The sequence below is a fragment of the Natrinema sp. CRL1 genome, assembly GCF_059162405.1.
The window spans coordinates 64799-86880 of sequence record NZ_JBLVOY010000006.1 but is presented as its reverse complement, the minus strand read 5'-3'; the positions used below and the strand labels follow the sequence as shown (position 1 = coordinate 86880).

General features: G+C 58.5%; 20 protein-coding genes. 2 read left to right on the top strand and 18 right to left on the bottom strand.

Features of this window, described 5'->3' with window-relative positions; translation table 11 throughout:
* Positions 1-9: 9 nt before the first annotated feature.
* Positions 10-336, bottom strand: coding sequence for a hypothetical protein (locus ACJYUO_RS18655; RefSeq protein ID WP_494346841.1), 327 nt, complete (start codon positions 334-336; stop codon positions 10-12).
* Positions 333-833, bottom strand: coding sequence for a hypothetical protein (locus ACJYUO_RS18650; protein WP_494346840.1), 501 nt, complete (start codon positions 831-833; stop codon positions 333-335). The genes ACJYUO_RS18655 and ACJYUO_RS18650 overlap by 4 nt, the downstream gene beginning before the upstream one ends.
* Before the next feature lie 441 nt (positions 834-1274).
* Between ACJYUO_RS18650 and ACJYUO_RS18645 the strand changes: the two genes are divergently transcribed.
* Positions 1275-2843 carry a hypothetical protein gene (locus ACJYUO_RS18645; RefSeq protein ID WP_494346839.1) on the top strand — a complete coding sequence of 523 codons (1569 nt, stop codon included), beginning with the start codon at positions 1275-1277 and terminating at the stop codon, positions 2841-2843.
* A 1067-nt stretch (positions 2844-3910) separates the two neighbouring features.
* On the opposite strand, the gene ACJYUO_RS18640 is transcribed toward ACJYUO_RS18645, so the two are convergent.
* A complete protein-coding gene (locus tag ACJYUO_RS18640) occupies positions 3911-4087 on the bottom strand; it encodes a hypothetical protein (protein WP_494346838.1) in 177 nt (58 codons plus the stop codon).
* Between the two features lie 979 nt (positions 4088-5066).
* Here ACJYUO_RS18640 and ACJYUO_RS18635 point away from each other — a divergent pair.
* A complete protein-coding gene (locus tag ACJYUO_RS18635; RefSeq protein WP_494346837.1) occupies positions 5067-5501 on the top strand; it encodes an SRPBCC family protein in 435 nt (144 codons plus the stop codon).
* Between the two features lie 74 nt (positions 5502-5575).
* Here ACJYUO_RS18635 and ACJYUO_RS18630 read toward each other — a convergent pair whose 3' ends face one another.
* The 15 genes from ACJYUO_RS18630 to ACJYUO_RS18560 form a co-directional block, all read right to left on the bottom strand.
* A complete protein-coding gene (locus ACJYUO_RS18630) occupies positions 5576-6544 on the bottom strand; it encodes a minichromosome maintenance protein MCM (RefSeq protein WP_494346836.1) in 969 nt (322 codons plus the stop codon).
* A gap of 1 nt (position 6545) precedes the next feature.
* A complete protein-coding gene (locus tag ACJYUO_RS18625) occupies positions 6546-9023 on the bottom strand; it encodes a hypothetical protein (RefSeq protein WP_494346835.1) in 2478 nt (825 codons plus the stop codon).
* Positions 9024-9026: 3 nt separating this feature from the next.
* Positions 9027-11162 (bottom strand): hypothetical protein, encoded by a 2136-nt coding sequence (locus ACJYUO_RS18620; protein WP_494346834.1) that lies wholly within the window; start codon positions 11160-11162, stop codon positions 9027-9029.
* Between the two features lie 2 nt (positions 11163-11164).
* Positions 11165-12571, bottom strand: a complete 1407-nt coding sequence (locus ACJYUO_RS18615; RefSeq protein ID WP_494346833.1) for a hypothetical protein — start codon at positions 12569-12571, stop codon at positions 11165-11167.
* Between the two features lie 14 nt (positions 12572-12585).
* Entirely contained in the window at positions 12586-13581 is a 996-nt protein-coding gene (locus ACJYUO_RS18610; RefSeq protein WP_494346832.1) for a hypothetical protein, read from the bottom strand.
* 43 nt (positions 13582-13624) lie between these two features.
* The gene (locus tag ACJYUO_RS18605) at positions 13625-14317 is read right to left on the bottom strand and encodes a hypothetical protein (protein WP_494346831.1); all 693 of its coding nucleotides are present in this window, start codon (positions 14315-14317) and stop codon (positions 13625-13627) included.
* Between the two features lie 282 nt (positions 14318-14599).
* Positions 14600-14914 (bottom strand): hypothetical protein, encoded by a 315-nt coding sequence (locus ACJYUO_RS18600; protein ID WP_494346830.1) that lies wholly within the window; start codon positions 14912-14914, stop codon positions 14600-14602.
* Positions 14907-15206 carry a hypothetical protein gene (locus ACJYUO_RS18595; RefSeq protein WP_494346829.1) on the bottom strand — a complete coding sequence of 100 codons (300 nt, stop codon included), beginning with the start codon at positions 15204-15206 and terminating at the stop codon, positions 14907-14909. Before ACJYUO_RS18595 ends, ACJYUO_RS18600 begins: the two co-directional genes overlap by 8 nt.
* Positions 15203-16492: a hypothetical protein gene (locus ACJYUO_RS18590; RefSeq protein WP_494346828.1), complete on the bottom strand. Its 1290-nt coding sequence runs from the start codon at positions 16490-16492 to the stop codon at positions 15203-15205. Before ACJYUO_RS18590 ends, ACJYUO_RS18595 begins: the two co-directional genes overlap by 4 nt.
* A gap of 12 nt (positions 16493-16504) precedes the next feature.
* Positions 16505-16759 (bottom strand): hypothetical protein, encoded by a 255-nt coding sequence (locus tag ACJYUO_RS18585; RefSeq protein WP_494346827.1) that lies wholly within the window; start codon positions 16757-16759, stop codon positions 16505-16507.
* A 306-nt stretch (positions 16760-17065) separates the two neighbouring features.
* Positions 17066-17812, bottom strand: a complete 747-nt coding sequence (locus ACJYUO_RS18580; protein WP_494346826.1) for a hypothetical protein — start codon at positions 17810-17812, stop codon at positions 17066-17068.
* 24 nt (positions 17813-17836) lie between these two features.
* A complete protein-coding gene (locus ACJYUO_RS18575) occupies positions 17837-18334 on the bottom strand; it encodes a hypothetical protein (protein WP_494346825.1) in 498 nt (165 codons plus the stop codon).
* A gap of 90 nt (positions 18335-18424) precedes the next feature.
* Positions 18425-19537, bottom strand: a complete 1113-nt coding sequence (locus tag ACJYUO_RS18570) for a hypothetical protein (RefSeq protein WP_494346824.1) — start codon at positions 19535-19537, stop codon at positions 18425-18427.
* A gap of 148 nt (positions 19538-19685) precedes the next feature.
* On the bottom strand, positions 19686-20495 hold the full coding sequence (locus tag ACJYUO_RS18565) for a hypothetical protein (protein WP_494346823.1): 810 nt from the start codon (positions 20493-20495) through the stop codon (positions 19686-19688).
* 16 nt (positions 20496-20511) lie between these two features.
* Positions 20512-22074 (bottom strand): S8 family peptidase, encoded by a 1563-nt coding sequence (locus ACJYUO_RS18560; RefSeq protein ID WP_494346822.1) that lies wholly within the window; start codon positions 22072-22074, stop codon positions 20512-20514.
* Positions 22075-22082: the final 8 nt, after the last annotated feature.

Below are 22082 nucleotides of genomic sequence, written 5' to 3'. Positions count from 1 at the left end.
GTCGGTTCGTCACAGCAGTTCGACATCGCCGGCGTGGATGAACACGTTCTCGAGGTGGGTTTCCTCGACAGGAACGCGGATGTCATCGTCGACGCCGAACGGTGGATCGGAGATGATCACTGTTGGGGGCGGACGCGTTCGACCGAGTCCAGCAAGCGCCAGAAAGGATCGAAACACCGAGACCAGTCCCTCGGGACCGTGGTCATCATCGGCGACGATCGCGACGTGCTTCCCGTCGGCCATGGCCAGAATCGGCTTCCGGAGCCGGCTCTTGGGGTGTCGATTCAGTGGGAAGAGGTCTACAACGCTGCCCTCGAGTACGATACCGGCAGTCATTGATCTCCGAACCCCTCGAGTGTCATGTCATCAGGGTGCTCGCCGCGTTCGTGATCGCGGGTACTCGGGTCGCAGGCTTTGAACGCTCGCGAGTCGGGCAGTGAGAAGTGCGACCGACCAGCCGAAACGAGATCCCATACCTCGCTCGGCATCGAACGGCCGTCGGAGTCGGGCTTGCGGTTCATCATCGCCTCGTTTCGAAGTTCTCGAAGGTCATCGATACACTCCGACTCGTACCACGTCAGCGCGTCAAAGATCGGATCCAGCGTCCAGTCTCGGCCTGCTGGTCCGCGAAGAAACAGCGTCCCGACAGCGTCGAGAAAGTTCTCACTGACCGATTCTCGATCGCCATTGCCGTCCTCCCGATCGAGGCCGAACCAGAACGTCCGCTCGCGTGTGCGGATGGCCACGGGTCGTTCTTGGGTCTCAGTCTGTCGGTACAGCGCCCACGCACGGGCGTCCTCGTCGATTCGGAAAGCGAAATCTGGGTTTGCCATGTGAGTTCCTCTCAGTTGTCCTCCCACTCGCGGACATCCGCGAGTGCTCGCTGTAATCGTCGTGTGAGAAACGGATCCGTCTCGTCGTTGATCGCCGCCTCGAGAGCGCTGCTGTCCATCAACCGCGCACGTCTATCGAAGTGTTTCGCGCACACCCGCCGTCCCTCGAGCGTTCCGATCGGATTCCTCAGACACGGAGAGGTGCTGCAGTTCTGATCGCGAACAGTCCCAGCGAACGTCTCGAGGAACGCATCAGCCACGGCAGACCACCCCGAAGGAGGCCTGTTCGATCATGTGATTGGTGTATGTTAGCTGTCGCATAGGCATACGTGTCGCTGGTATATACTAGTTATTTGGACTGCCAACCGATTCGCGTGTCTCGAATTCGTAATTTGGTTGGCCTGCGGGTCCTTTTTGAGAGTTTCAGCCCTTGACTCGGGTATGGAAGAGGACAGTGGACAGTCGGACACCGAGCCGTCCGAGCCACCTCGGTCGTCGTTACGCGAACGGATCAAACAGCAGGCGAAGGAGTACGGCGTCGACGTCGACGACCTCCTCATTCAGAGCCGGCGTCGCGATCCGATGTTCAAGGGAACTGACGCTGATCATGCGAAAGCGGAGTGGTTCGCCAATCTCTGGGAACAGGCCGTTGCTGGTCGGGACGAACAGAGCATCCACGTCCGCGGTGTCCACTACTTCATCGTGATGTCGACCGACGAGGGGACGACGCTGAACGTCGATCAACTCCCGATCGACTACGATCCGGACGAACTCGAGGGCCTCCAAGGGCCGGTACGACCACCGACGAACTGTTCGTGGGACGAGTACGCGAACACCGACAAGTGCTATGACTATCTCGAGGGCGCAGCCGCGCTCGCACGTATCCTCGGCTACATTCCCCTCGATGGGATTCACGACAACAAGCACAGTCAGATGGTCGTCACGAATTACGGCGAGCACCGACAGCAGGCCGATGTGTCGGCAGTATCGACGCCCAGTGGTGTTTCCCTTCCCTCGCTGCCACGCGAGGGCGCACGTGCTGAACTCGAGTTCGACGAGCCCGAGGATTTTGCGGACTACCTCGCTGATCAACTCATCGACGAGCTCATCGAGCAGATCGAATTCGACACGACCTCGCAATCGCCGTTCCACCTCGAGATCTGGTGCGAGAAAGGGCTTCCCGACTACATACACGCGCTCGCACGCGATCTGGGTGTGAACGTGATCGTCGAGGGCGAGGGCGATCTCTCACTGACGATCGCGAGTGAGTTCGTCCAGCGCGTCGAAACGGTCGGCAAGCCCGCGGTGATTCTCTATCTTTCCGACTTTGATGTGATTGGTGACGGAATGGCGAGTGCCATGGCAGGCAAGATAGCATGGCTGGACGAACGCGGGGACCTCACCCAGCGTGTCTGTATTGAGCAGGTTGCGGTCACGAAAGAGCAAGTGGATACGTACGGTCTCCCGCGAAAGCCGATCAGCGAGAGCGAGTACACTGGAACGGGCGGGAAGGCCTACGATACGCTCGTCAGTGAGTGGGAACAGCGGAAGGGAGCCGGTGCGTGCGAACTCAATACGCTCGAGCAGATCCCGACACTGTACAAGCAGGTCGTTCGCGATGCCGTCACACCGTATCGTGACAATCGTCTCGAGGAAAAGAACGAGCACGCCCTGAACGAGTGGCGCGAAGAGTTACGGGCCGTGATCCGCGAGCACGTCGAAGAGGCTGGCTTTCCCGAGCATGTTGAGGACCTCGAAGCGTGGCTCGAGGACTGGAACAATCAACTCGCAGAGATCGAACCCGTGGTGTCAGACCTGAGAGAGCGGACAGAAGAGGGCTTCTACGACGAATGGGTCTCTGCAGTCGAGACGATGCTTGATCAGACCGAGTGGCCTGTCGTCACCATCCCCGAAGGTGAAGGGCTGTTCCCCGAGGATCCGCTCTTCGACAGCGACCGCTCGTATCCAGAGCACGTTGCCCGCGTTCAACAACACAAGGACGGAGAGTAGTTGGGCAGTCGCGGTCTCGAGTCCGCGTTCGGCCAGCGCCCAACGCGATATCATACATTCGTATCTGTATCTGTATTCGGGATCCGTATCTCCGTTCCTTGCTCTACCCTCTTCCCCAGTGGACACGTCCAGGGGGACCCACCGGACACCACGGCGTCGGTCTGGTTGATCGGATATCTTACTAGCCGCGGGGACATTACGTTGTACCCGCGTACATGGCGGGCAGGTGTGGACAAGTGGACAGCAGCTTTCTGAATGCATTCGAAACGGATCCAGAACGGTCCTCACGCCGATTTTGGTCTGTCTTCGACCTTTGGACAAGTGGACACGGGCGGGGACCCATTGCAGGACGCTGTCCAACTACCGGTGGACAACTCTGTTAGCTCACCTATGACTCCCTAGGGTTGCACGCAGACAAAGGTCGATTCCTGCGCACTCGGAATCGGAGCGGCGTTGATATAGGTCGGTCCGAACATATTCACTGTCGCGTTCCCCAACGCGCGACACGATCCAATCAGCACCTAACTCGACTTAGCCATGTCCCGTATCCGCCCGGCGGCCATCCCCTTGGCCCATCCGGGCGGCTTTGAGGTCTTCTCGAGGCCAATTCGATCAGACGCCAAGCGATAGCTATCCGATCTCGAGTGCCGTCGACGGGTTTCAGACGAACCCTCGTGGGGTTGAAGCTGGTCGAAAGAACAGGGACATCTGAGGCACCATTTAGTTTGTGAGGAGATAGACATTAACCATTAGTACAATTAGAACGTGTATTCTCGTATGGGATTGATATTCAACCGAAAGAAGCGAGAGTTCAAGTGTCTGAGCCCGAGTGACCCAGTTTCACGCACACCACACCACTGCGGAAAGCGATTCGGTGAGAAAGTTCCTGTCAGCGAACTTCCTGATAGAGGATACAAATACGGACGATGTGACGAATGTAGTGCAAGGAAACCCGATTCAAGTGGGTATAGTTTCAGCGGAACCGGTGTCTCTCCCAGCGGGAATTCGTGGTAACCGGATCCTTTCAGAGAACGCTTGTGGGAGTGAATGATGTCCGTCAAAGAATGTTATCCGATCTCGAGCGCGTCGACGGTCTCGTGTGGCTCGAGGTCGTGACCGACGAGGCGATCGGCGGCCAGCTGCCATGCCTGTTCAGCGAGCTCGGGATCGGCTTGTTCATAGTGGACTGAGAACTCGGTCAGTGCGACGGCGATCAGGAGATCTTCGCGACGATCGGTGAGCATTGCCGGCGTTGGCTGCGGCTTCGTATATAAATTAGAGCTTCGCGAGTAGAAACGGGAGGGCGAGGGTGATGTCAGACGGGTGTTTGGCAACAACCGACTTCCTCGCCAGATCAACGCAGCTACTACTTCTTTATCAATCTCGTGGTTACTGGTCCTTATCCAATTTGCACTTCAAGAAACGCCGGCCAGAGGCCAGCGTCAAGGCCCTTTCCCCTGGACGATGTATCGGTCTATGGATGGTGCTGAGGCCGAGTTCCGTTGTGGATAGACGACGGTGGAACGACCTCAGTGGCGAGGATCCGGATGTCTCGGGTCGGATGGATTCTGTCGGGGCCACGACCGAATCCTCTCCCTCGCCGTGAAACCCTCGAGTGTATTACGGGATAGTTCTATCGGCCGGGGATGGCGTCTAACAGGCTTGGAAACAGCGATTGGTTCTTTTATCCTGAACGGTGCCGTGGGGACTCAGCAACTGAAATAAGGCGAAACTTGAAATGGAGCCTACCCCAAGTGGTAGATGTCCGGGACGGTAGCTCATAACCATTTGAGGAAATCCCCCTTTCCCCATCCACCCGGACCACTTCTGCTTAGCCAGTTTCAAACTACAGCGACGGCCTCGAGCGGTTCGACATCATACCGATCAGAGTATCGTCAATCACGAAAACGGCCTGTCGGTCGACGAGTTCCTCAAGGAGGTCGACAGCTAGATGAAGCGCGACAGTAAACGGGTCAGACTATTCTGGCTGCCGAACCATCCGATACGACAGCGTGGCTCTGTTGAAATCCTCTTCTATAGAGAATTGTTCACATGAATCTACTGTACACTACACGTACGAATCTAACGCTGGTTCCTCTGTCAGCTATCGGTGACGTTGGCGGAGCCGTGCTGAATATAGAGCGTGTATCTTGCACAGAGGTGGCTCTGCTCAACGGTACCGGGTGGTACGGGTATATGTTGACACTCTGTGTGAGTATTCATATGGACGAGATCGTGACAGAAGTCGAAATCGACGCTTCACCAGAAGCTGTGTGGTCCGTCTTGACCGACTTCAAAGCGTATTCTGAATGGAACCCAGCACTAGACATCGATGGAAAAGCGGTAGAGGGCGAGCGTCTGGAGGTGACAATGGATTACGAAAATACGAGACCGATGACGTTCCGCCCGAAAGTTCTCGTCGCAGATAAGCCGACCGAATTTCGGTGGCAAGGTCGTCTGTTTGTCCCTGGGCTCTACGACGGCGAGCATCGGTTCATACTCACTGCGCTTGACGATGGTAAGCGGACACGACTGACACAGGCCGAAACCTTCCGTGGAGTATTAGTGGGATTTGTCAACCGCCGAATCGGCGACGATGTGGAGGCGGGCTTCCATCAGGTGAACGAGACGATGAAGCGACGAGTAGAGAACAGCTAGTTGGGTTCCTCAACAATGTGTATAACCTCTGTACTTACTGAATATGAGATTCTGATTCAGTTTTCCAACGACGATCATGTGACCATGAGTTTACCGCCGCTGACTTCGCTGATCTCTTTGTCCTCGAGTAGGTCCTCGAGTTGTGACTCTGCCTCTTGTCGACGCACGCCTTCGTCGACGAGTTTATCGAGGATCTCGTCTCGATCCGCACCGAATGACGATGGGTCCTTGTCTTGGAGGGCTTCGACTTCATCGAGAAGCATCTCCGCGAGTTCGTCCGGCGAGACTTGATCAGCAAGGATACCTTCTTGGTGCGATTCGATATCCCACGTCTCGAGGTAGGTCTGCACGACGGATTTTTTCTGAATCTGGCCGGTATCGTAGTAGCCGACAAGTGAGACGTAGTCGCCGGGACCGACGCGGTCGACGAGATCCTGCGTGAGATAGACGACAAGTGTCGGTGGGTCATCATCGAGGTTCGTATCTGCCCGCTGGAGAATGATCTTCCGTGAATCGATGAGATCGGAGTGCTCACGTTTGAACAGGAACGGCCCAGACGCTTTCTCACAGCCCATGCATTCCGCTGGCTCGATCATCTTCCCGTAGGACGATTGCGGGACGTAGTTGAGCGTTCCACACTTGTGACAGGCAAGTGCGGCCTCTCGAGCGAACGGTTTGACCCCTTCCATCTCGACGATTCGACCTTCGATCGTGAGTAGTCGACCGAGATGCGTCGTTCGCTGCTTCCCGACGCGGAAATGGTGTTCGTGCGGGATGTTATTCACTCGGACGATCGATTTTGGGATATCGACGGCCTCGAATCCCGAGATTGCGGCCTCGAGTTTTCCACGGACCGTCTTCGGGTTTCGGAGGAACTGCCGGCCGATCTGTTCATCGAAGTCGTTGACGCGCTCCCAGTCGAATCGGACGGAGAGGTCGGACGGATAGTGGCTGGCAGTCCCCCGGACGGTGCCCTCGAAAACGTCTCGAACGAGTGTGTGATACTCCTCTTCGATGTTCTCCTCGTCGAAAGTCACAGACATTCTATTTTACCTCTTCAAGTTGCTCGTTGATCTCTTCCCAATCGAGGGACGCTGCCTGCTTCCCGATCGGCGTCGTCGTGTACTCCTTGCCCTTCTGGGACCAACACTCGCCGAGGCCGTCGTCGGCCGACCAGTAGTTTCGAAGTGTCGAGGCACTGTAGGACAGTTTCTCGCCGACATCGCCGGTCGTGGTCATATTGTCGTACTCGTCGATCGCTTCGACAGCTTCGATCAATTTCTCGCGCTTGCCGGCGTCGGCCTCGAGCCACGAGTGGATCGGCTCAGGGACACCAAAGTCTTCGGCGATATCGGAGATTCCCGACTGGACATCGTCGACGGACAGCGAGACGCTCCGCTGTTTGTTCTCGTGGCCGCTGGGCCGGAGCAAGAGATCGTTCGGAATCTCGTACTCCCGGCGGGCCTCGAGCGCTGCATCGACCCACTTACGGCGCTCATCGGCCGGCGTCTCGGTGAACCGACCAGGAACAGGCGCACCCTCGGCAAGCGACACGTCGACATCCTCGAGATCCTCGGGGAGGAGGAACCACTGCCCGATATCGGGTGTCCCGTGGTCATCGAAGTCGTGAACCCGGCAGTCGACGACATTGACCCACCACTCGGGATCGTCCCCGTCGCCGCGCCACGCATCCGTTTCGTGTTCGCGAACGCGTGCGCCCCATGCAACTCCGTAGCGGTCGCGCCAATGCCGATCGCCGAGTCCGAGCCCACATGGAGCGCCCCGAAGTTCGATCGGCCAGTGGGCGCTGCCCTCTGTGATCGCCATCCCCTGCCCGATATTGAACTCGGAGAGTTGCTGCTGTTGCTCCCACGAGAAGTGGTGCGTTTTGTCCAGCGTATCGATTTCGTCCTCTCCGAGTTGGAGCAGGAACTTGATGGCGATATTCGATCTGACCGGCTTGTAGACGTCGTTCCATTTCTGGGTACTGCCAAGGAGGAGGATTCGCCTCGAGCCACCCTGCGTGGTGAGGAAGAAGATCGTCTGCCGTAGCGTCTTGATATCGGACTTGTACCGAACATCGGCCATTTTCGACGGCGCGATGTTCTTGAGCTCACGGATTTCGATACAAACGCGAGGCAACCGTGGGTTTTCGTCGCGGGCCTTGTAGATCAGCCGCAACCAGAGATCCATGATGACGTACTTGAGCGGCTCGAGCCCGCTGCCGAGGAAGTTACAGCAGAGAACGGCCGCCCGGTCCTGATCGGCAATGATCTCCTTGATATCGAGGTTCGTCGCCGCCGACGGAGACGTGATCAATCCCTCCGCTGCGAGTTGGGCAACCCGTTGGGCTGCCTTCTCGAGCGCGCTTTCGGCGTCCATCTGATAGGTGGCCTCATACGTCTGTGTCGAGGTTGAATCCGGGCTCTTCTCCTCGATTTCGGTCCACTCGATGGTCGCTTCCATTTCGCGGGCATAAACCTGTAGCCGCGATACTAACTCGGAGACTGACCCACTATTCGTGAGCGTCTCATCGAGTGCTTTCTTGATCCGGGCTTCGACGGTCTCGTCGGATTTGGTGACGCCGGCGAGCCGAAGGATCAGGTGGGGAGAGAGGGTATCAATTCCGATCGTAAAGAGGGTGAAGTTCGACGGCAACAGGTCTGGAACCTCACCCATCGACGGAACGAACACGTCGGCCGCCATCGGGTCTGGATCTTGCCCGAACCGCTCGAGGTTGTCGCGGATCACCTTCTCGTCGTTCGGAATCCCAATCATCGGCGTCTCCATCCGTCCGTCGTCCATGATCGAGATATAGGAGTAGCCGTGCTCACTCTGGAGGTTCTTGCCGAGCGAGACAAGCGTTGAGTCTTTCCCACGACGGGGGAGAGCAATTGCCCCGATATGGTCACACGATTGGTGGGGGATTTCGACGACGCGGTCCTCGAGATCGACCGCTGAGTCTTTCGCGATCCGAAGCCGGCCGACCGGCGTCGGCTCGTCGACGGTCGTCCGCGCTCCCGGTTCGTCGATCGACGCGAAGCGGACTGGGGCATACCTCGAGGTATCGACGATCGAATTGAGATAGCCGAGTTGCTTCGCGATCTTCGTCAGCGTCTGGAGTTCCTTTTCCGCGCTCGGTGGCGAGCGGCCGTTCGACCGTGCGCGGTCGTGACTGTGGAACCTCGATTTGGCCTGGTCCTCGAGATCCTCGTAGCCCGGACTGAGGACCTCCGAGAGATTGGGGTCCCGTTTGATAAGCCAATGGAGCGAGAGCAGGAGATCATCCGTGTGGTAGGCGCTCTCGCCAGCAAGGGACTGGCGAGCCTCTGTGAGGAGTTTGCGGATCAGCGCCTCGTGTTCGGCCTGCGATTTGCGCTTGCTCTTCTCGAGGCTCTTCTTCTGCAGGTTTCCGAGTGCTGTCTCGGTGTCTGTCGTATCGCGCGCCTGAATCGTGTCGTATCGGGTGAGTTCGGTTTGTGCGTCCTCGTCGTCGGAACTCGAATTGTGATCTGTAGACATCGATTAGCTACCTCCAGTGACAGCGCCGGGCGTTTCGCCATCGAAGAGTGCTGCAGCCTTCGGCGTCGGAACGAACCCAGACAGATCGTCTCGAGGGTCCACATCGGGGAGTTCATACACCGGGTCGCCCTTGCGGTCGGAAAATCGATCCGAGAACTGGGAGTGCCGTTCCGACATATCCGGGAGTCGGTCCTTGTCAGCCGGGAAAACGATCGTGATCGACTGGTCCTCGCCGGAGGCGTCCGTGAATCGGACTTCGCGCTCGTCGAGGACATGAGCGTCTTCGACCAAGAACCGATACTCTGCAGCGACGAGGTCGGGATCGTGACCGAGTCGTTTCTCGATTCTCGAGGTTGACGGCTGCTCGATCACCGACCACGCGAGCTCGGCTTTCGCGATGATATCGTCTTCGGACCCTTCGACGGTCTGTTTGAGCTCGCGCATGATCTCGACCTCGGTGATGTTCTCCTGGTAGCCCTGCAGATTCGGCTTCATCTGTTCGAGACAGCGTGCATTGTGCTCGAGATCCGACGGGGAGACACACTCATCGGAGACGTGCTCGTACATCGTCCGACTCGTCTTCTTGACGAATTCGGCGCGATTGTAGGAGGCGTAACGACGGCCAGCGATGAAGGCCATGTAGGCAGTCACGTCCGCCGTTTCGACCGTCTTGAACTGCCCAGCGCAATCGAGCCAGTAGTCGGAACTCGAGTCAGTACGGTAGCGTTTGAGACGACGCTGTCGGCGTCGTTTGATGGCCCAGAACGAGGCTAATCCGACTAGCGTACTCGTCGCGACGAACACTAGGTAGAGAACTGGATGGGTCCAGAGGCCGACCACGAACAACTGCAGGACGAAAGCGACGCCGGCCGGAATGCCGAATTTGACGATCGCGTCGCCGGTTCGAAAGCCACTCTGGAGGTCAAGCCAGAGGTGCTTCATCTCCTCGAAGAAGCGGACCCGCCACGGAATCTCTCGTTCGTCCGGTTCCGATGTGTCGGAATCGGCTGTGTCATCGTCCGCCTCGCCTCGAGAAACGCGTTGGCCGACAGCACGGACGGGACGACCCAAGGCAGAAAGGAGCCGACGAGGAACCGATTTGAGTCGGGTCCAACGCGACCGGTCATCCGTGTCCTCATCGCTCGAGTGCCATTCAGCGCGGTTATATCCCTGTTCGAAAAGAGCGTCATCGAGTGCATAGCCGTCCGCGATGCCGCCGACAACATCCTCAAAGGCTTCGTCAATGGTAGCCTCGAGTTCATCGAGTTCGTCTTGGACTGCATCGAGATCCTGTTGGATCTGTTCGCACTCCTCGATCAGTTGCTTGGCCTCGTCGACGGCCGCTTGGGATCCCTCGCCCATGAGGTCGTACGGCGATGCTCGAGCGTCGTCTCCAAACAGGACCTCCGGCGAAGGATCGATATCGGCCTCGATCGCCTCGTTCAGCAGTTCCTCGATGCGGTCTGTTTTCCGATTGTACTCGGTGACCAGGTCATGCTCGCGATCGATCAGTTGCTCTCGCCGAGACCGGTCGTCGGCCTCGCCATCGTCATCAGCATCAGCATCGGCGTCGGCGTTGGAGGCTGCCGAGTCGATGATCTCCTCGGGATCGGACAGCGAATCCGAACTCGAGGCAGCGTGCCAGAAGTCAACGGTATCATCGTCATACTCGTCGTCCAACGAGGCGTCGATTCGGGTGGCGATATCTGCTTGGGAGTCATCCGTCGACGCAATCACTCGCGTACAGCCGTCGGTCGTTCTGATTTCGTCGCGGAGGTGTTTGATCGTCTTCGTGGTCCAGCCCGTGATATCTGCGGCCGTATTCGCATATCGACCGCGCTTGAAGAACACCCAGCGGCGGGTGAGCCAGAGCGCAAGCACAGGGACTGTCCAGACGCTCGTGAGAACGGTCATTAGCGGCCCCATGATCGGGGCCGACGATCCGGACGTATCCATCTCCGCGTTTATAACGAGCCACACGCCGAGGCTGATCACGCCGAAGAGCGCGAAGACGAACAGTGTTGCAAGCCGGCGTGGTGCCTTTCGTGGGTCACCGAAGAGCCTGTTCGACCAGCGAGTCAGTCGCGACGTGTTGTCCGTCTCCGGATCTGCACTGTCGATAAGCGATAGTGATGGCACGATTAGTCACCTCCAGTCCCAGCGGCGTGGCCGGTACCGGCACCGCTCGGACGGTGATTCGGTCGGGCAGCGTTCGACGACGTTTCGGCGCGCTCGTGGTCGCGCTTGCCCGACAGTCTCGCGTTGAGTTCTTCGACTGTGCGGCGCGTTTCCCGTACCTCGTTCCCGCGGTTGTACTTCTTCTCAGCGATGCGAAGCGCACTCTCGATGTTCGAGAGTGCCGTCGTCGGCGCTAGCCGGCCTTCGAGGATCACCGGAGCCAGCCACGTGTCACTCCGGAGTTTCTCAACAGTGAGCGGGTCGATGTCTGTCAGATCGTCAATCCCGTGATGGGCGAAGACCTGATTTCCGTCCTCGTCGTAGACGATCTCTCCCTTTCGATTGACTTTGACGATGCCTTTGCAGGTGGCCTCGATCATGTCGTCGACAGTCTCGATATCCGATGATCGCCAGTAGCGTGCAGCGTTCGGCCCGATTTCGTCAACATCCTGTAGTGAGTGCTTTGCAGCAGCGTTGCGTCGGTCCTCGTACTCCTGTCGGATCGTCTCGCGGATGATCACCGCACGTGGCTCGACGCGTTGCATCAAGCGGAGGATCCAGCCGTGCTTGCGCTCGAAGTAGATCGCGAGACCGGCGATGATCGTAATGCCCAGAACCCATGTGATGAAGTTCTGTGCGGCGGCGAAGGCAATCGAGAGGAACATCATCACCTGTTCGGTGAACAGACTATCGAAGAAATCTGCTCTGTCCTCCGTGTTTTGGATGTAGTCCATCGCCCCGCCCGGCGTTGCCTCGTAGCCGGCGCTGTCGGCCTGGTCCGTGACGTAGTCGATCACGTCACCATATGCCTCGTACTCAGCCGCCTCAACAGAGACGTCTGTTTGGGTCGCATAGAGATCGATCGAGTGCGAGGACCCATCAGCGAAGAACAGCTCCGTCGTGTAGAGCGACGCGTTCTGGCCTGCTGCGTCGCTGCTATACTCGACTCGGACCACAGTACCGTCGCCCATCACTCGAGCGTCGGCATTGGACTGTTCGACTCGAACAGAATCGACCGGCTCGGAAACGGTAAACGTCGCGAAGGGGCCGCTGGTATTGTAGGCCTCGTCCGACGTTCGGGTCTCTGTGTTGAGATAGTCCTCGTCGTAGTTCTCCGGCGTGATCCGGACGCTCTCGGCTTGGGTCGGATCGTCTGTTTGCGTCGTCGTGTTCGTGTCGGCCGTGTTCGTATCAGTCGTGTTGTCGGCGTTGGATTGAATCGACGGTGCGATGTCGGCACTCGTCGACGGACCGTCCATCGAGACCGCGGCTGCCGTGGGTGCCGCTGCGCCGAGGATGGTCCCGACGAGTAGTAGGGCGATACATACTGTTGCCAGCCGGGTGGCTACCCGGTGTGAATGCTTAGTCATGGGTGAGAAGTGGGTTAGTCGCTCGAGGCAGGGTTTGGACGCCCGTTCTCGGACTCACGTTCGTCGTAGTGGTGATGATGCGCTGGATCGTCGTCTTTGAGTGATTCGCGCGATTCCTTGATCCGTTGTAGAGCCTCGTACTCCTCGTTCGTGAGGATCTCCTCTATCTTGGAGAGGTTCTCCGAGAGGATCGCATTCGTAATTCGCTCGCCGCGGAGTTCCTCCTCGAGCTCGGAGATATCGTCTTTGAGCTGTTGGATCTCGGATTGGGACTTCCGCTCGGAGGGGACGATTTCGTAATCGGCCGGCCGGGTCGCGCTATCGACTTCGGCGATCCGCTTTGCCCGAACTGTGACCTCTCCCGTTCGTTCGTCCCAGACGGCAGACTCGTCGTTTGGAACCTCGTACAGGACCGGATCGTCGGGGAGTCGGTGGTCGGCGTCGCGACGGTTTGGATCGTCAGCAACCAACCGTGGCCGCCAAAACAAGAAGAGGAACTGTGACTCCTTGAGTTCGGGAACGAGTGTCGTCCCATCGTCCGTTTCTCGAGTCTTCCGACGGTCGAATGTGATCGTTCGACGGGCGTTCCCCTCGTCTTGCTCTTTCATCACCTGCAGTTCGCCGGCTTTCGCGTCCTGCTTGGCTTTGAACCAGATCCCGCCTGAAACGCAGATGGTCCCGAACACGCCCTGTTCGATGTAGTTTGCGTAGGCAACCTCGCTCGGGGTGCCGGTTGCGGCGACCTGGTACAAGACAATTGCCAAGTAGATCACGAGGACGACGATTGCGCCGAAAAAGGCCTTGGTCATCGGCGTTTGTCGCGATACCCGATGGCGGAACCCAACGCGTCGATGGCGGTCTTTCTCGCCCATCGAGAGGCGTTCTTCGGTGGCGTCGGTATCGTTTTCGTCGTCGCCAAGCGAGGTCGTTTTCAGGATGAACCAGTAGCCGACCGCAAGCAAGACCAGGAAGGCCACACCGCCGATCGCTGCTGATTGGATGTCTACCACGCTCGGTCACCTCCACTAGGGGTTGCTCTCGTCTCTGTGTCTCTCATTCGTCTTCATCCTCCTCGTCGGTCATGAGCCCATCAATAGTCGCTTCCATCCGGGCCTCGTCTTCTGCGGTCGGGATATCGGATTCGGTGAATTCGGCCGTCATTTCGTCGTGATCGGTCTCGAGGGCGTCAGTATCGGCGAGGACGGCTGTGGCCCGCGCATCGAGTTCATAGCCCTTTTGCAGGAATTTGGCGTGTGAGCCCTGATAGTCCTCGAGTTCATCGAGCACGACGTGGCAGTTGTTTTCGATCGCGAGATCGGAGAGTGCCTTGATCACTGCTTCGTCGCTTTCGGCCGTCTCGAGGACGCGTTTGATCGTCTTCTTAGCCCGGTAGCCCTTGACCATCGGGCAGGCCACACCGTAGTGCTCGCAGCCCTCACAATCGTCTGGAAATGCGTCTGTTGGGTCGTCAACGCCATGATGATCGCGCATCTTATTCCCGCGTTTCAGTTCGCGGAGACGGGATTGAACAGCCTCGCCGACGCTCCCATCCGGGAGTGAAACCGACGCTCGAAGCCACCGGTTGATCTCCTGGTAGAGTTCGGGATCGTCATCGCGAACGTACTCGTAAATATCGAAGAGTCGCTGCCGAACCTTCGAGAGTTCCGTCCGTTGTTGCTCTTCGATCGCACTCTTTGCATCCGTACGATCGGCTGATCGGTCGCTCGGTTTTGTGTACATGCTCATGGGTCTGGTTTGATTTCGTCGAACTGGTGATCATCCGGTGGCGAGACCTCGAGTGGGAACTCAGGTAGCTCACCAGCCGGGAAGATCACAATCACGTCTCTGTCGCAGAATGCACCGTACTTGCCAGCGCCTCGAAGCGGATTCTTCGGTGAGCGACTGAACAGAACGTCGAAGTACAGTTGCAGCGACTCTTTGTTCGTCGTGACGGTGCCTGTTGTGCAGTGTCGTGGGCTCATATCACTGTATCGAGGGAAGTTATAACGGCTGAGGAAAGCGCAATGGTCAGCGAGAGCGATCGAAGGGTTGCCAATTGGCAGCTTTTCGACGCCACCCACCCGGACTCTTCGACACGTCGCTGTTCCGAACGCGGCGTGTGTTCGAGAACAGAAAGTAGAGGCCGGCAATGAAGACGACCACACCGGCCTTGTAGTAGCCGCCGAGGATCGTGAACAGGCCGATCAACACCCACGAGAGGTTGAATGGGATTCTGACTGCGCTCTCGAGTGTTCGAGACTCGCTATGGAAGCGAATGCTGAGGATCCATGCGAGAATCAGCCCGCCGATGACGACGATACCGACAGTTGCCATTTCACTCATGTTGATCACCGTCTGAGGACGACTTCGACTGCCGTCCGCTTCGATTCTCTCGCTTCGAGGTTCGGCGAAACGGGATCAGTCCGCTTGCTCGTCGGTCGCGTCGTTTGTCCTTTCGAGCGTTCTTCCCCTGATTCGTCGCGAGCATGTATTCGGGGAAGAACTGGATGAACCCGTAGGCGATGACGATAACAATAGCGAGAAACAGTGCAATCGCTCGTCCCCCCGGATTCATCAAGCTCACACCCAGAACGAGGAGGATTAGCGTTGCCGTGATTCCCTGTCCAAGATTCATCGTGCTACCTCCGCGATCGGGAGTGTCAGTGCCGGACTCGAGATGGAGATAATATCGAAATTGAAGTTGAACAGATCCGACCAACTCGCAGTGTAGGATCGGTAGCCGTGCTTTCGCTTATCCCACTGGTTCGGATTCGCTGTGAACTCAACCTCGATCTCACCGCTCTCGTAATCGTCGGTGTCGAAATGGAACTGCAGCGACTCGCCGTTGTCGGTCTCCTTGTAGAACGCTGGGTCGTCACTGTCGGTCGTGATCGGTCGCCAGCGGCCGTCTCCAACGCGGTAGACCGCTTGCCACTCGTCGATTGACTGTCCGTTGTTGTGCTCGAGCGGGACCGTGACGATCGACCCTTCGCTCGAGTTGAGCTCGTACGTGCGCTTGTCCAGATCGTCGTCCTCGAGTGGAGCTGTGAGACGATCGACGATGCCGCTCGGATCGGTCTGCTGGTCTTTCCACGCGATTCCGAGCACTCGGTATCGATTCGGTGCGAAGGTGACCTCTGAATCGGCGTCCATCGTGAACGTGATCTCCGTGTAGCTCTGGTCAGACTCGAAATCGTGGGTGTTACGCCACGTCGAGTCGACCTCGCCGTCGGTATCCGTGATCTCACCGACCTCTGCTGGCGGGATGATATCCGGATGGAACTTGACAACCATATCGACGCAATACGAGTTTGGGTTCTCGGCTTGCAGACGAACGAACGCATCCGTCTCCTCGAGCGATGTCCGGACGTTCCGGTCGGTCGATTCGATGGTCGACGTGTCGTTGAACTCGGTTACATAGGACTCGTCGGTCAGGTAGCCGTCATGGACAACCTCGGTGCATTGCCGTTCTTCGTCGGAGTCCTGTGTCGCGGCCGCCCCGATGCCCGTCGCGAACAGACTCGAGACGAGCAGGACGGTCACGCCGAGTACCAGCAATCGGGAGAGGTCGATCTGGCCGCGTCCACGTTTGTCATCCGGCGATCGACCGGGCATGATTCCCAGATAGCGGTTGTGCAGCCATTTGCCGGCCTTGCCGCTCGAGAACCACTTGAGATCAGAACGGATCTCGTCAAGTGGCAACAGGACCGCAGCGGTGACGAAGACGCCGACACCGGCCAGCGCAGCGATGAGATACGAGTCGCCAGCAACTGAGATGACGGCAAAAAGGAAGAAGAGGAATACAACGAATACCTTCGAAATCGTCACGAACAGTGTTCGCTCGCCGCTCCGGATCGCGTTCATCAAATCGATTCTGCTACCACGCCCTCTCGGGCCGTCGTTGCCGCGTTTGCGTGACATCTGGTACTCACCTCATTGTCTGGGACCCGAGGAGTCGCCCCCGGTGGGGTTGATACCCAGCAGGTACATGGCACCGATAACAAGAGCGAAGAGTACAATCGCATACGACGGCTTCACCGCGAAGACGATCAGGAACGCGATGACCGCCACGAGAACGATTGCAATCGTCGTGATCGCCTGGAACTTCGAATCGGCTGCCTCAGCAGTCGTATCTGCCAGCGCCTCGATCGAATCGAGGATGCTGTTGATGATCCCTGCGAGTCCCATTAGGCACGCACCTCGGGCGTTGTCGGTAGTCGATTGGTCGATACGGCCGTCTTGACGTGTGTAAGTTGCATCTCTGTTACCTCTACTTTTTTCGCGGCCCCGATTTCGTTCGACCGCGGCTGGGTATCAGCCGGCCGCAGTAGCTCCGAATTCGCCGGAGTTTCGTCTGAAGCCAGTTCTCGTGGGCCTGCTTGCCGCGATCGGCCTGCTTGGTACTATCGTACTTCGAGAATCGGCCGTTCTGGTCCCGCTTTTTGTCGTCGTCTCCTCGAATCATAGTGTCGTTGTGAGTGGGTCCGGAGTGGTTCAGATACCCTCCTCGTTGCCGACCAGTAGCTGGAGGATGTGTTTGGACTCCTCACCCCACAGCATCGACGGCGCGTAGAAGCCAGCAAGTTCGCTGACGTACGACTCGTCTGGGATCTGGTGATCGTTTCCCGTCTCGTCGATGAACTTCCGGCGGAACGACTGTAGGTCATCCGCGCCGTGTTTGGCAGCGGAATTCTTGAGTCCGACTTGATAATCCGGATTCTCGGGCTCTTCGACCCGCCACTCGAGGGTGACGTACTCACCGGCTTCATCGTCGTATTCGGCCACGAGCACGGTCGGGACTTTGTCGTCGTCCTCGAGTCGGTGGGTGACGATCACGTCGAGCCCGAGTGTGACCGTCCCCATCGGTTCGACACTGTCGTGCTCGGCGATCGCCCAGTTGCCATAGGACAGCCACGCGTCGGAATTCGCATTGAACTCGTTGGCGAGTCGATCGGCTAACGTCGCTGCAGACGGCGGCGAACTGAAATCGGTAAGATTCGCGAAGAGGCCGTCGAAATAGGCCCCATTGTCGCCACCTTCAACGCCAAGGCCGTTCGCAAGGATTCCCTGTGTCGGTTCGTTCTCGGCGTCTTCGCCGTCGCTCTCGTTTTGGGCGCTGGCCGTCGTCGCGAAGCCAGTCCCGGCTGTCGCGAGCGTCGTTCCCGACAGTGCGAGAACGCGGCGTCTCGAGACCGGAGTGGTGCTATCGCTGGTCTGGGCTGGGTCTTGTCCGTAGGTCATGGGTATCGAAAATCAATCGCTCGTCTACTGTGCTGCACGTCCGGTCCGGTGCTCCGGTCGAACGCCATCGAAGGTCGCGATCATCGATTCGACGATCTCGTAGGCGCGCTCGCGAGACACGCCTGCGGCCTTGGTAACCGCCGTGCCGTCTGGTCGCTGGTGAACCACCGTCCAGAGGCTCGTTGGGTACCTCGACTGCAGTTGGACCTGCTCCTCGATCGCGTCATCTCCCTCGCCGTGGACTCGAGTCCATGTCTTCCGGTCCGGACGGTTTTCGGTTCGGGGCCAGTTGCTGCCGTCGGGCTGACACTGACGGATCGGGTGGTCAGAGACGACGTCGATCAGCGTCTCTCCAGCATCGAGCAGTCGCGCTCGAAGCGCAAGCCCATGCTGATCAGTCTCGTCGTCAGTCTCGTAGTCGGCGTCGGTCGGCTCTGGGAAGCCGCTTCTATCATGGGTTGCCATGAAGCCCGCTCGAGGATTCGAACGCTCGGAGTGGCCGCCCAGTGGGGCGGCTGTCATAGCCATCGGAACTCGCGGGCACGTCGCGCTGGGTCGCTATCGCTAAAGAAATCGAAATCGGGGTCGGGTCGAAGGGGGGGAGGTGCCGCTCTATGCGCCGATCTTCGGTCGGCCGAAGAGAACCAGTGAACCGGCAAGTGCGCCGCTACCAGCGGTCAGCGGGATCAGGTCCGTCCACGTGTCGAGGCTGAACACGTTGCCGAACGTCAGGCCGTTCGCCTGCAGCCTCGAGTAGTCCAGATCGCTGGTCAGCGCATCCGAGCCGACATCTTCGCCGCTCGTGATGTCCATGGAGACCTCGCTCGTCGACGAATCGTAGCGATCTTCGCCGAGGTTGATCGTCATGTGGCCGTTGCCATGGTAGACAGCGTAGGTGTCCTCAGTCTCGGAGACGTTCTCGTCGCCGCCGGGGAACTTCGCTCCGGGTTCCTCGTTGTAGACACGGATGATCTGGTCGTCCAGCGTCGAGGTCATGAGCATTCCGACGCGGTCGCCTGCGTCAGCGTCTTCGACGGAATCGTCGATGTTACTCGTCAGATCAGCGTCCTCGGAGTAGACCTGAATATCAGTCTGGGTGCCGTTGACCCCGACCGTGTCCTCGACAGACCCGGTCGTACTGAGCGACGAGGACATGAAGTCGAAGCTGAACAGTCCGCCGTCATCCGAACTGGACATCGACGCGATTGAATCCGACGAGTTGCTGTCGTGAACGGTCCGAACAGCGTGAGTCTCGTCAAATTCGTAGTCAACCGCGAACTCAGTGGTCTCTTCGGTCGTAGTGCCAGCCTCGAGCTCGGTGATCGTCACGTCAGCAGTGGTCGCCGAGCCCGCGTCGCCGGGAAGCTGGTCGAGATCCGAGTCCTCGATTGTGAATTCGACTTCGAGGACGGTCGTGTCGTCACTACCTCCGGAGACGACCGTCGCATCGGCGATGCTGTAGGTCGTGTACGTCGTATTGTCGTGACTGACCTCCAGCGACAGTTCGTCGAAATCATCGAGTGTGTCGGTCGTCAGCGTCGTTTCGTAGGTGACAGTTCTGTTCTCGCCGTCAGCGGCCGCAAAGCCAGAGACGGTGTCAGAACCGTCGCCAGCCAGATCGCCGGTCGTTGTCACGGTGCCCGCCATCGCGCTGCCGGCGAACATGGAGCCGGTAGCGACGAAGGCGATGAGCAGCAGCGTTGCGAGTCGGGTGATGTATCTCATTGGAAGTGTCTCGTGTGGTATCGTGTACAGTTAGCGAATGGTGCTCGAGTCCCGGTCAAGGGGCAGAAAAGGCCGGAGGTGGGACTGTCGGCGGCGGGGGAACCCCTCCGGTCGTGTAACGTGTATGTGTTCGAGTCATGGTCTCAGATCAGTCCTCCTCGTACCGGAGCGTGTCTCGCGACGAGAGCGAGCGGAGTTTGATGTGCTTTGCAACCCACGCGTCTGTCGTCCCCTTGCGCCACCAGTGTGTGCGGCCGTCTGTCGACGAATAAAACGAAAACGGATCCATGACTGCCACGTCTGCTGTACTGCTGTAGCGGCCGTTTCGGAACCATGTCCGATATCGGTCGAGCCACGAGCCGAAATCGGAGTAGCCCTGTACGTAGCCGCCGTCCTCGAGCGACGAGGCCTCCATGAAGTGGTTGTGCGGCCGCATCTGTCTGAGGACGACGTGTGTCCGCCGATCGGCAACACGATCCTCGATAAGCCGACCCCACTCGCCGTCGATCTCGAGGGCGATGTGGTGCCCGCCCGAACAGACAATCTTATTTATAGTATTATCAGGATTGGAAAAGACTATGATCGGCTCGTGGTCGAGATGGTGTTTGTCAGGACCCCAATCAACACCAAGATATGAGAAGAGGGGTCGCTGGGTGTTCGATCGGACCCAGAAATAGTGGGCGGTGACATCGTGGTCCTCGCTTTCGGCCGTCCAGCCGTACATTCCCTGCATGTCTGTCCGCGCTTCCTGGTTTTGTGTGACAAGCCGTGGTTGGTAGTTCTCGAGTTCCTCGATATCGTCTCGTGTCTCGGTAATGTGATCGGGGAACTTCGGGATCCCTTCCTCGTCGTACTCGAGATCAGTGGTGTCGTCCTCGTTCGATCCGAACGGTCCCCAGCCGAAGCCGAGTAGGGCGGGGCTGGTGGCCGCGGCCGTCAAGAACTCTCGTCGGTGCATGGACATGCTCACCCACCTACAGGACCCTCGAGAGGGCGATGTTGAAATCGTCGCGCGATTCGGCTTCTGCGGTTCGAACGTCGTCCGGGTCGTTATCGGGGTCGGTCGCGTGGAGTGACGCCTCCACGTCGAGGAGGCCGTGTTTGGCCTCAGTCGCGCCTGCGTTCGGGAGTGGGTACGCGTACTCGAGGAGACGATCCCACGTCTCGTCGACGCTGTAGCCCGCAGCACGGAGTAGCGCTGCACCGCCGGTAACGTGGGGGGCAGCCATTGAAGTCCCTGAGAGGTTCTGTGGTCCGTCTGGAACCTCGATCGTGATGTTCATCCCCGGCGCAGCCAGCAGCGGAACCGCGCCCTCAGATTTTCCGCCGGAAAAATCGGTTGACCCGGGATCCTCGCCGGTATTACCGAAGTACGCGAGTTTCGTGTCACCTCGCTCGCCGCTCTCAGGGACATTACACGCCTGTACGCCGAAGGCGGCGTCAGCATCGGCTGGACTATTCACAAATATAGTCCCATATCTGTCATTTCCCACTGCTAGCGCGCAGAACACGCCTTCCTCACGTGCCTTCTCGAGTGCAGAGGCCATTGCTTCGGACCACTGCGGAGAACCAAGCGAGAGACAGGCGACATCCGCACCAACATCGATCGCTTTTTCGATTCCAGCAACGATATCGGCAGTCTGTCCGCTGCCGTCATCTCCTAAGACCTTGAGGCCCAGCACCGTCGCCGACGGCGCGAAGCCGTTTGCACCGGCGATACAGTGGGCGACCCATGTCCCGTGTCTCGAGTCCGCGCCGTCCGCGACCGCCGACGTGCCCTCGGACGCGACCGTCGGATCGCCGTCGTTCGCGAAGCCTGTCGACTCGCCGTGAAGTCGGCTCTCGGGAAGGTTCGCTCCAGTGTTGACGCCGGTATCGATCACCGCAACGGTGAGACCGGATGTGTTGACGCTATCGCGAACGGAGTTTGTCGCGCGGACGTGCTTGCGCGATTCGATCAGTTGAGCCTCCGGCGCGTCACCGTCGAATGCGAGCCCTGTTGGCTCTGGAACCGGATTTCGAGAGAGGGATGCCGCTTTGAGCGACTGTTTCTCCCAAAAGCCGAGATCGAACGACCACGCTGCCGTACTCGCGAATTCCTCGATCGGGCTCGGAATCGAGTGCGTTTGATTCGCATCGATGAACTCGAGATAGTTCAGCGACTGTGCGCCGCCATCGATCCGCTCGAATCCGATCTCGAACTGGTCGATGCTCAGGTTGTACTGTTTCTTCCCGATCTCTTCCCACGGCGCTGCGATCGCCATCATCCCCAGCGTCGGGTTGTCTCGTTTGATGTCAGCGCCGTCAGTCGTGTCGACCCACGACTGCAGCGTTTCTCGATCATCCGAGTCCGCATACGAGAACACGAACGAGGGGACTGCATCGCCACCGAACGTCTTGGGGTTGATATCCGAGCTCAGCGCCGCCGATGTGAGCGTGTCACTCGAGCCGATTTGATCAAACGGCCCGATGAAACCGGGTGTTGCGATTGCGCCTGCCGTTGCTCCTGTCTGTCCGAGGAAGTCTCGTCTGTGCATACTAGGTC

What these genes read in the sequence shown, in the direction of transcription:
- ACJYUO_RS18655 (WP_494346841.1), bottom strand. Translation starts at nt 336, where the DNA reads ATGACTGCCGGTATCGTACTCGAGGGCAGCGTTGTAGACCTCTTCCCA.
- ACJYUO_RS18650 (WP_494346840.1), bottom strand. Translation starts at nt 833, where the DNA reads ATGGCAAACCCAGATTTCGCTTTCCGAATCGACGAGGACGCCCGTGCG.
- ACJYUO_RS18645 (WP_494346839.1), top strand. Translation starts at nt 1,275, where the DNA reads ATGGAAGAGGACAGTGGACAGTCGGACACCGAGCCGTCCGAGCCACCT.
- ACJYUO_RS18640 (WP_494346838.1), bottom strand. Translation starts at nt 4,087, where the DNA reads ATGCTCACCGATCGTCGCGAAGATCTCCTGATCGCCGTCGCACTGACC.
- ACJYUO_RS18635 (WP_494346837.1), top strand. Translation starts at nt 5,067, where the DNA reads ATGGACGAGATCGTGACAGAAGTCGAAATCGACGCTTCACCAGAAGCT.
- ACJYUO_RS18630 (WP_494346836.1), bottom strand. Translation starts at nt 6,544, where the DNA reads ATGTCTGTGACTTTCGACGAGGAGAACATCGAAGAGGAGTATCACACA.
- ACJYUO_RS18625 (WP_494346835.1), bottom strand. Translation starts at nt 9,023, where the DNA reads ATGTCTACAGATCACAATTCGAGTTCCGACGACGAGGACGCACAAACC.
- ACJYUO_RS18615 (WP_494346833.1), bottom strand. Translation starts at nt 12,571, where the DNA reads ATGACTAAGCATTCACACCGGGTAGCCACCCGGCTGGCAACAGTATGT.
- ACJYUO_RS18605 (WP_494346831.1), bottom strand. Translation starts at nt 14,317, where the DNA reads ATGAGCATGTACACAAAACCGAGCGACCGATCAGCCGATCGTACGGAT.
- ACJYUO_RS18600 (WP_494346830.1), bottom strand. Translation starts at nt 14,914, where the DNA reads ATGAGTGAAATGGCAACTGTCGGTATCGTCGTCATCGGCGGGCTGATT.
- ACJYUO_RS18595 (WP_494346829.1), bottom strand. Translation starts at nt 15,206, where the DNA reads ATGAATCTTGGACAGGGAATCACGGCAACGCTAATCCTCCTCGTTCTG.
- ACJYUO_RS18590 (WP_494346828.1), bottom strand. Translation starts at nt 16,492, where the DNA reads ATGTCACGCAAACGCGGCAACGACGGCCCGAGAGGGCGTGGTAGCAGA.
- ACJYUO_RS18585 (WP_494346827.1), bottom strand. Translation starts at nt 16,759, where the DNA reads ATGGGACTCGCAGGGATCATCAACAGCATCCTCGATTCGATCGAGGCG.
- ACJYUO_RS18580 (WP_494346826.1), bottom strand. Translation starts at nt 17,812, where the DNA reads ATGACCTACGGACAAGACCCAGCCCAGACCAGCGATAGCACCACTCCG.
- ACJYUO_RS18575 (WP_494346825.1), bottom strand. Translation starts at nt 18,334, where the DNA reads ATGACAGCCGCCCCACTGGGCGGCCACTCCGAGCGTTCGAATCCTCGA.
- ACJYUO_RS18570 (WP_494346824.1), bottom strand. Translation starts at nt 19,537, where the DNA reads ATGAGATACATCACCCGACTCGCAACGCTGCTGCTCATCGCCTTCGTC.
- ACJYUO_RS18565 (WP_494346823.1), bottom strand. Translation starts at nt 20,495, where the DNA reads ATGCACCGACGAGAGTTCTTGACGGCCGCGGCCACCAGCCCCGCCCTA.
- ACJYUO_RS18560 (WP_494346822.1), bottom strand. Translation starts at nt 22,074, where the DNA reads ATGCACAGACGAGACTTCCTCGGACAGACAGGAGCAACGGCAGGCGCA.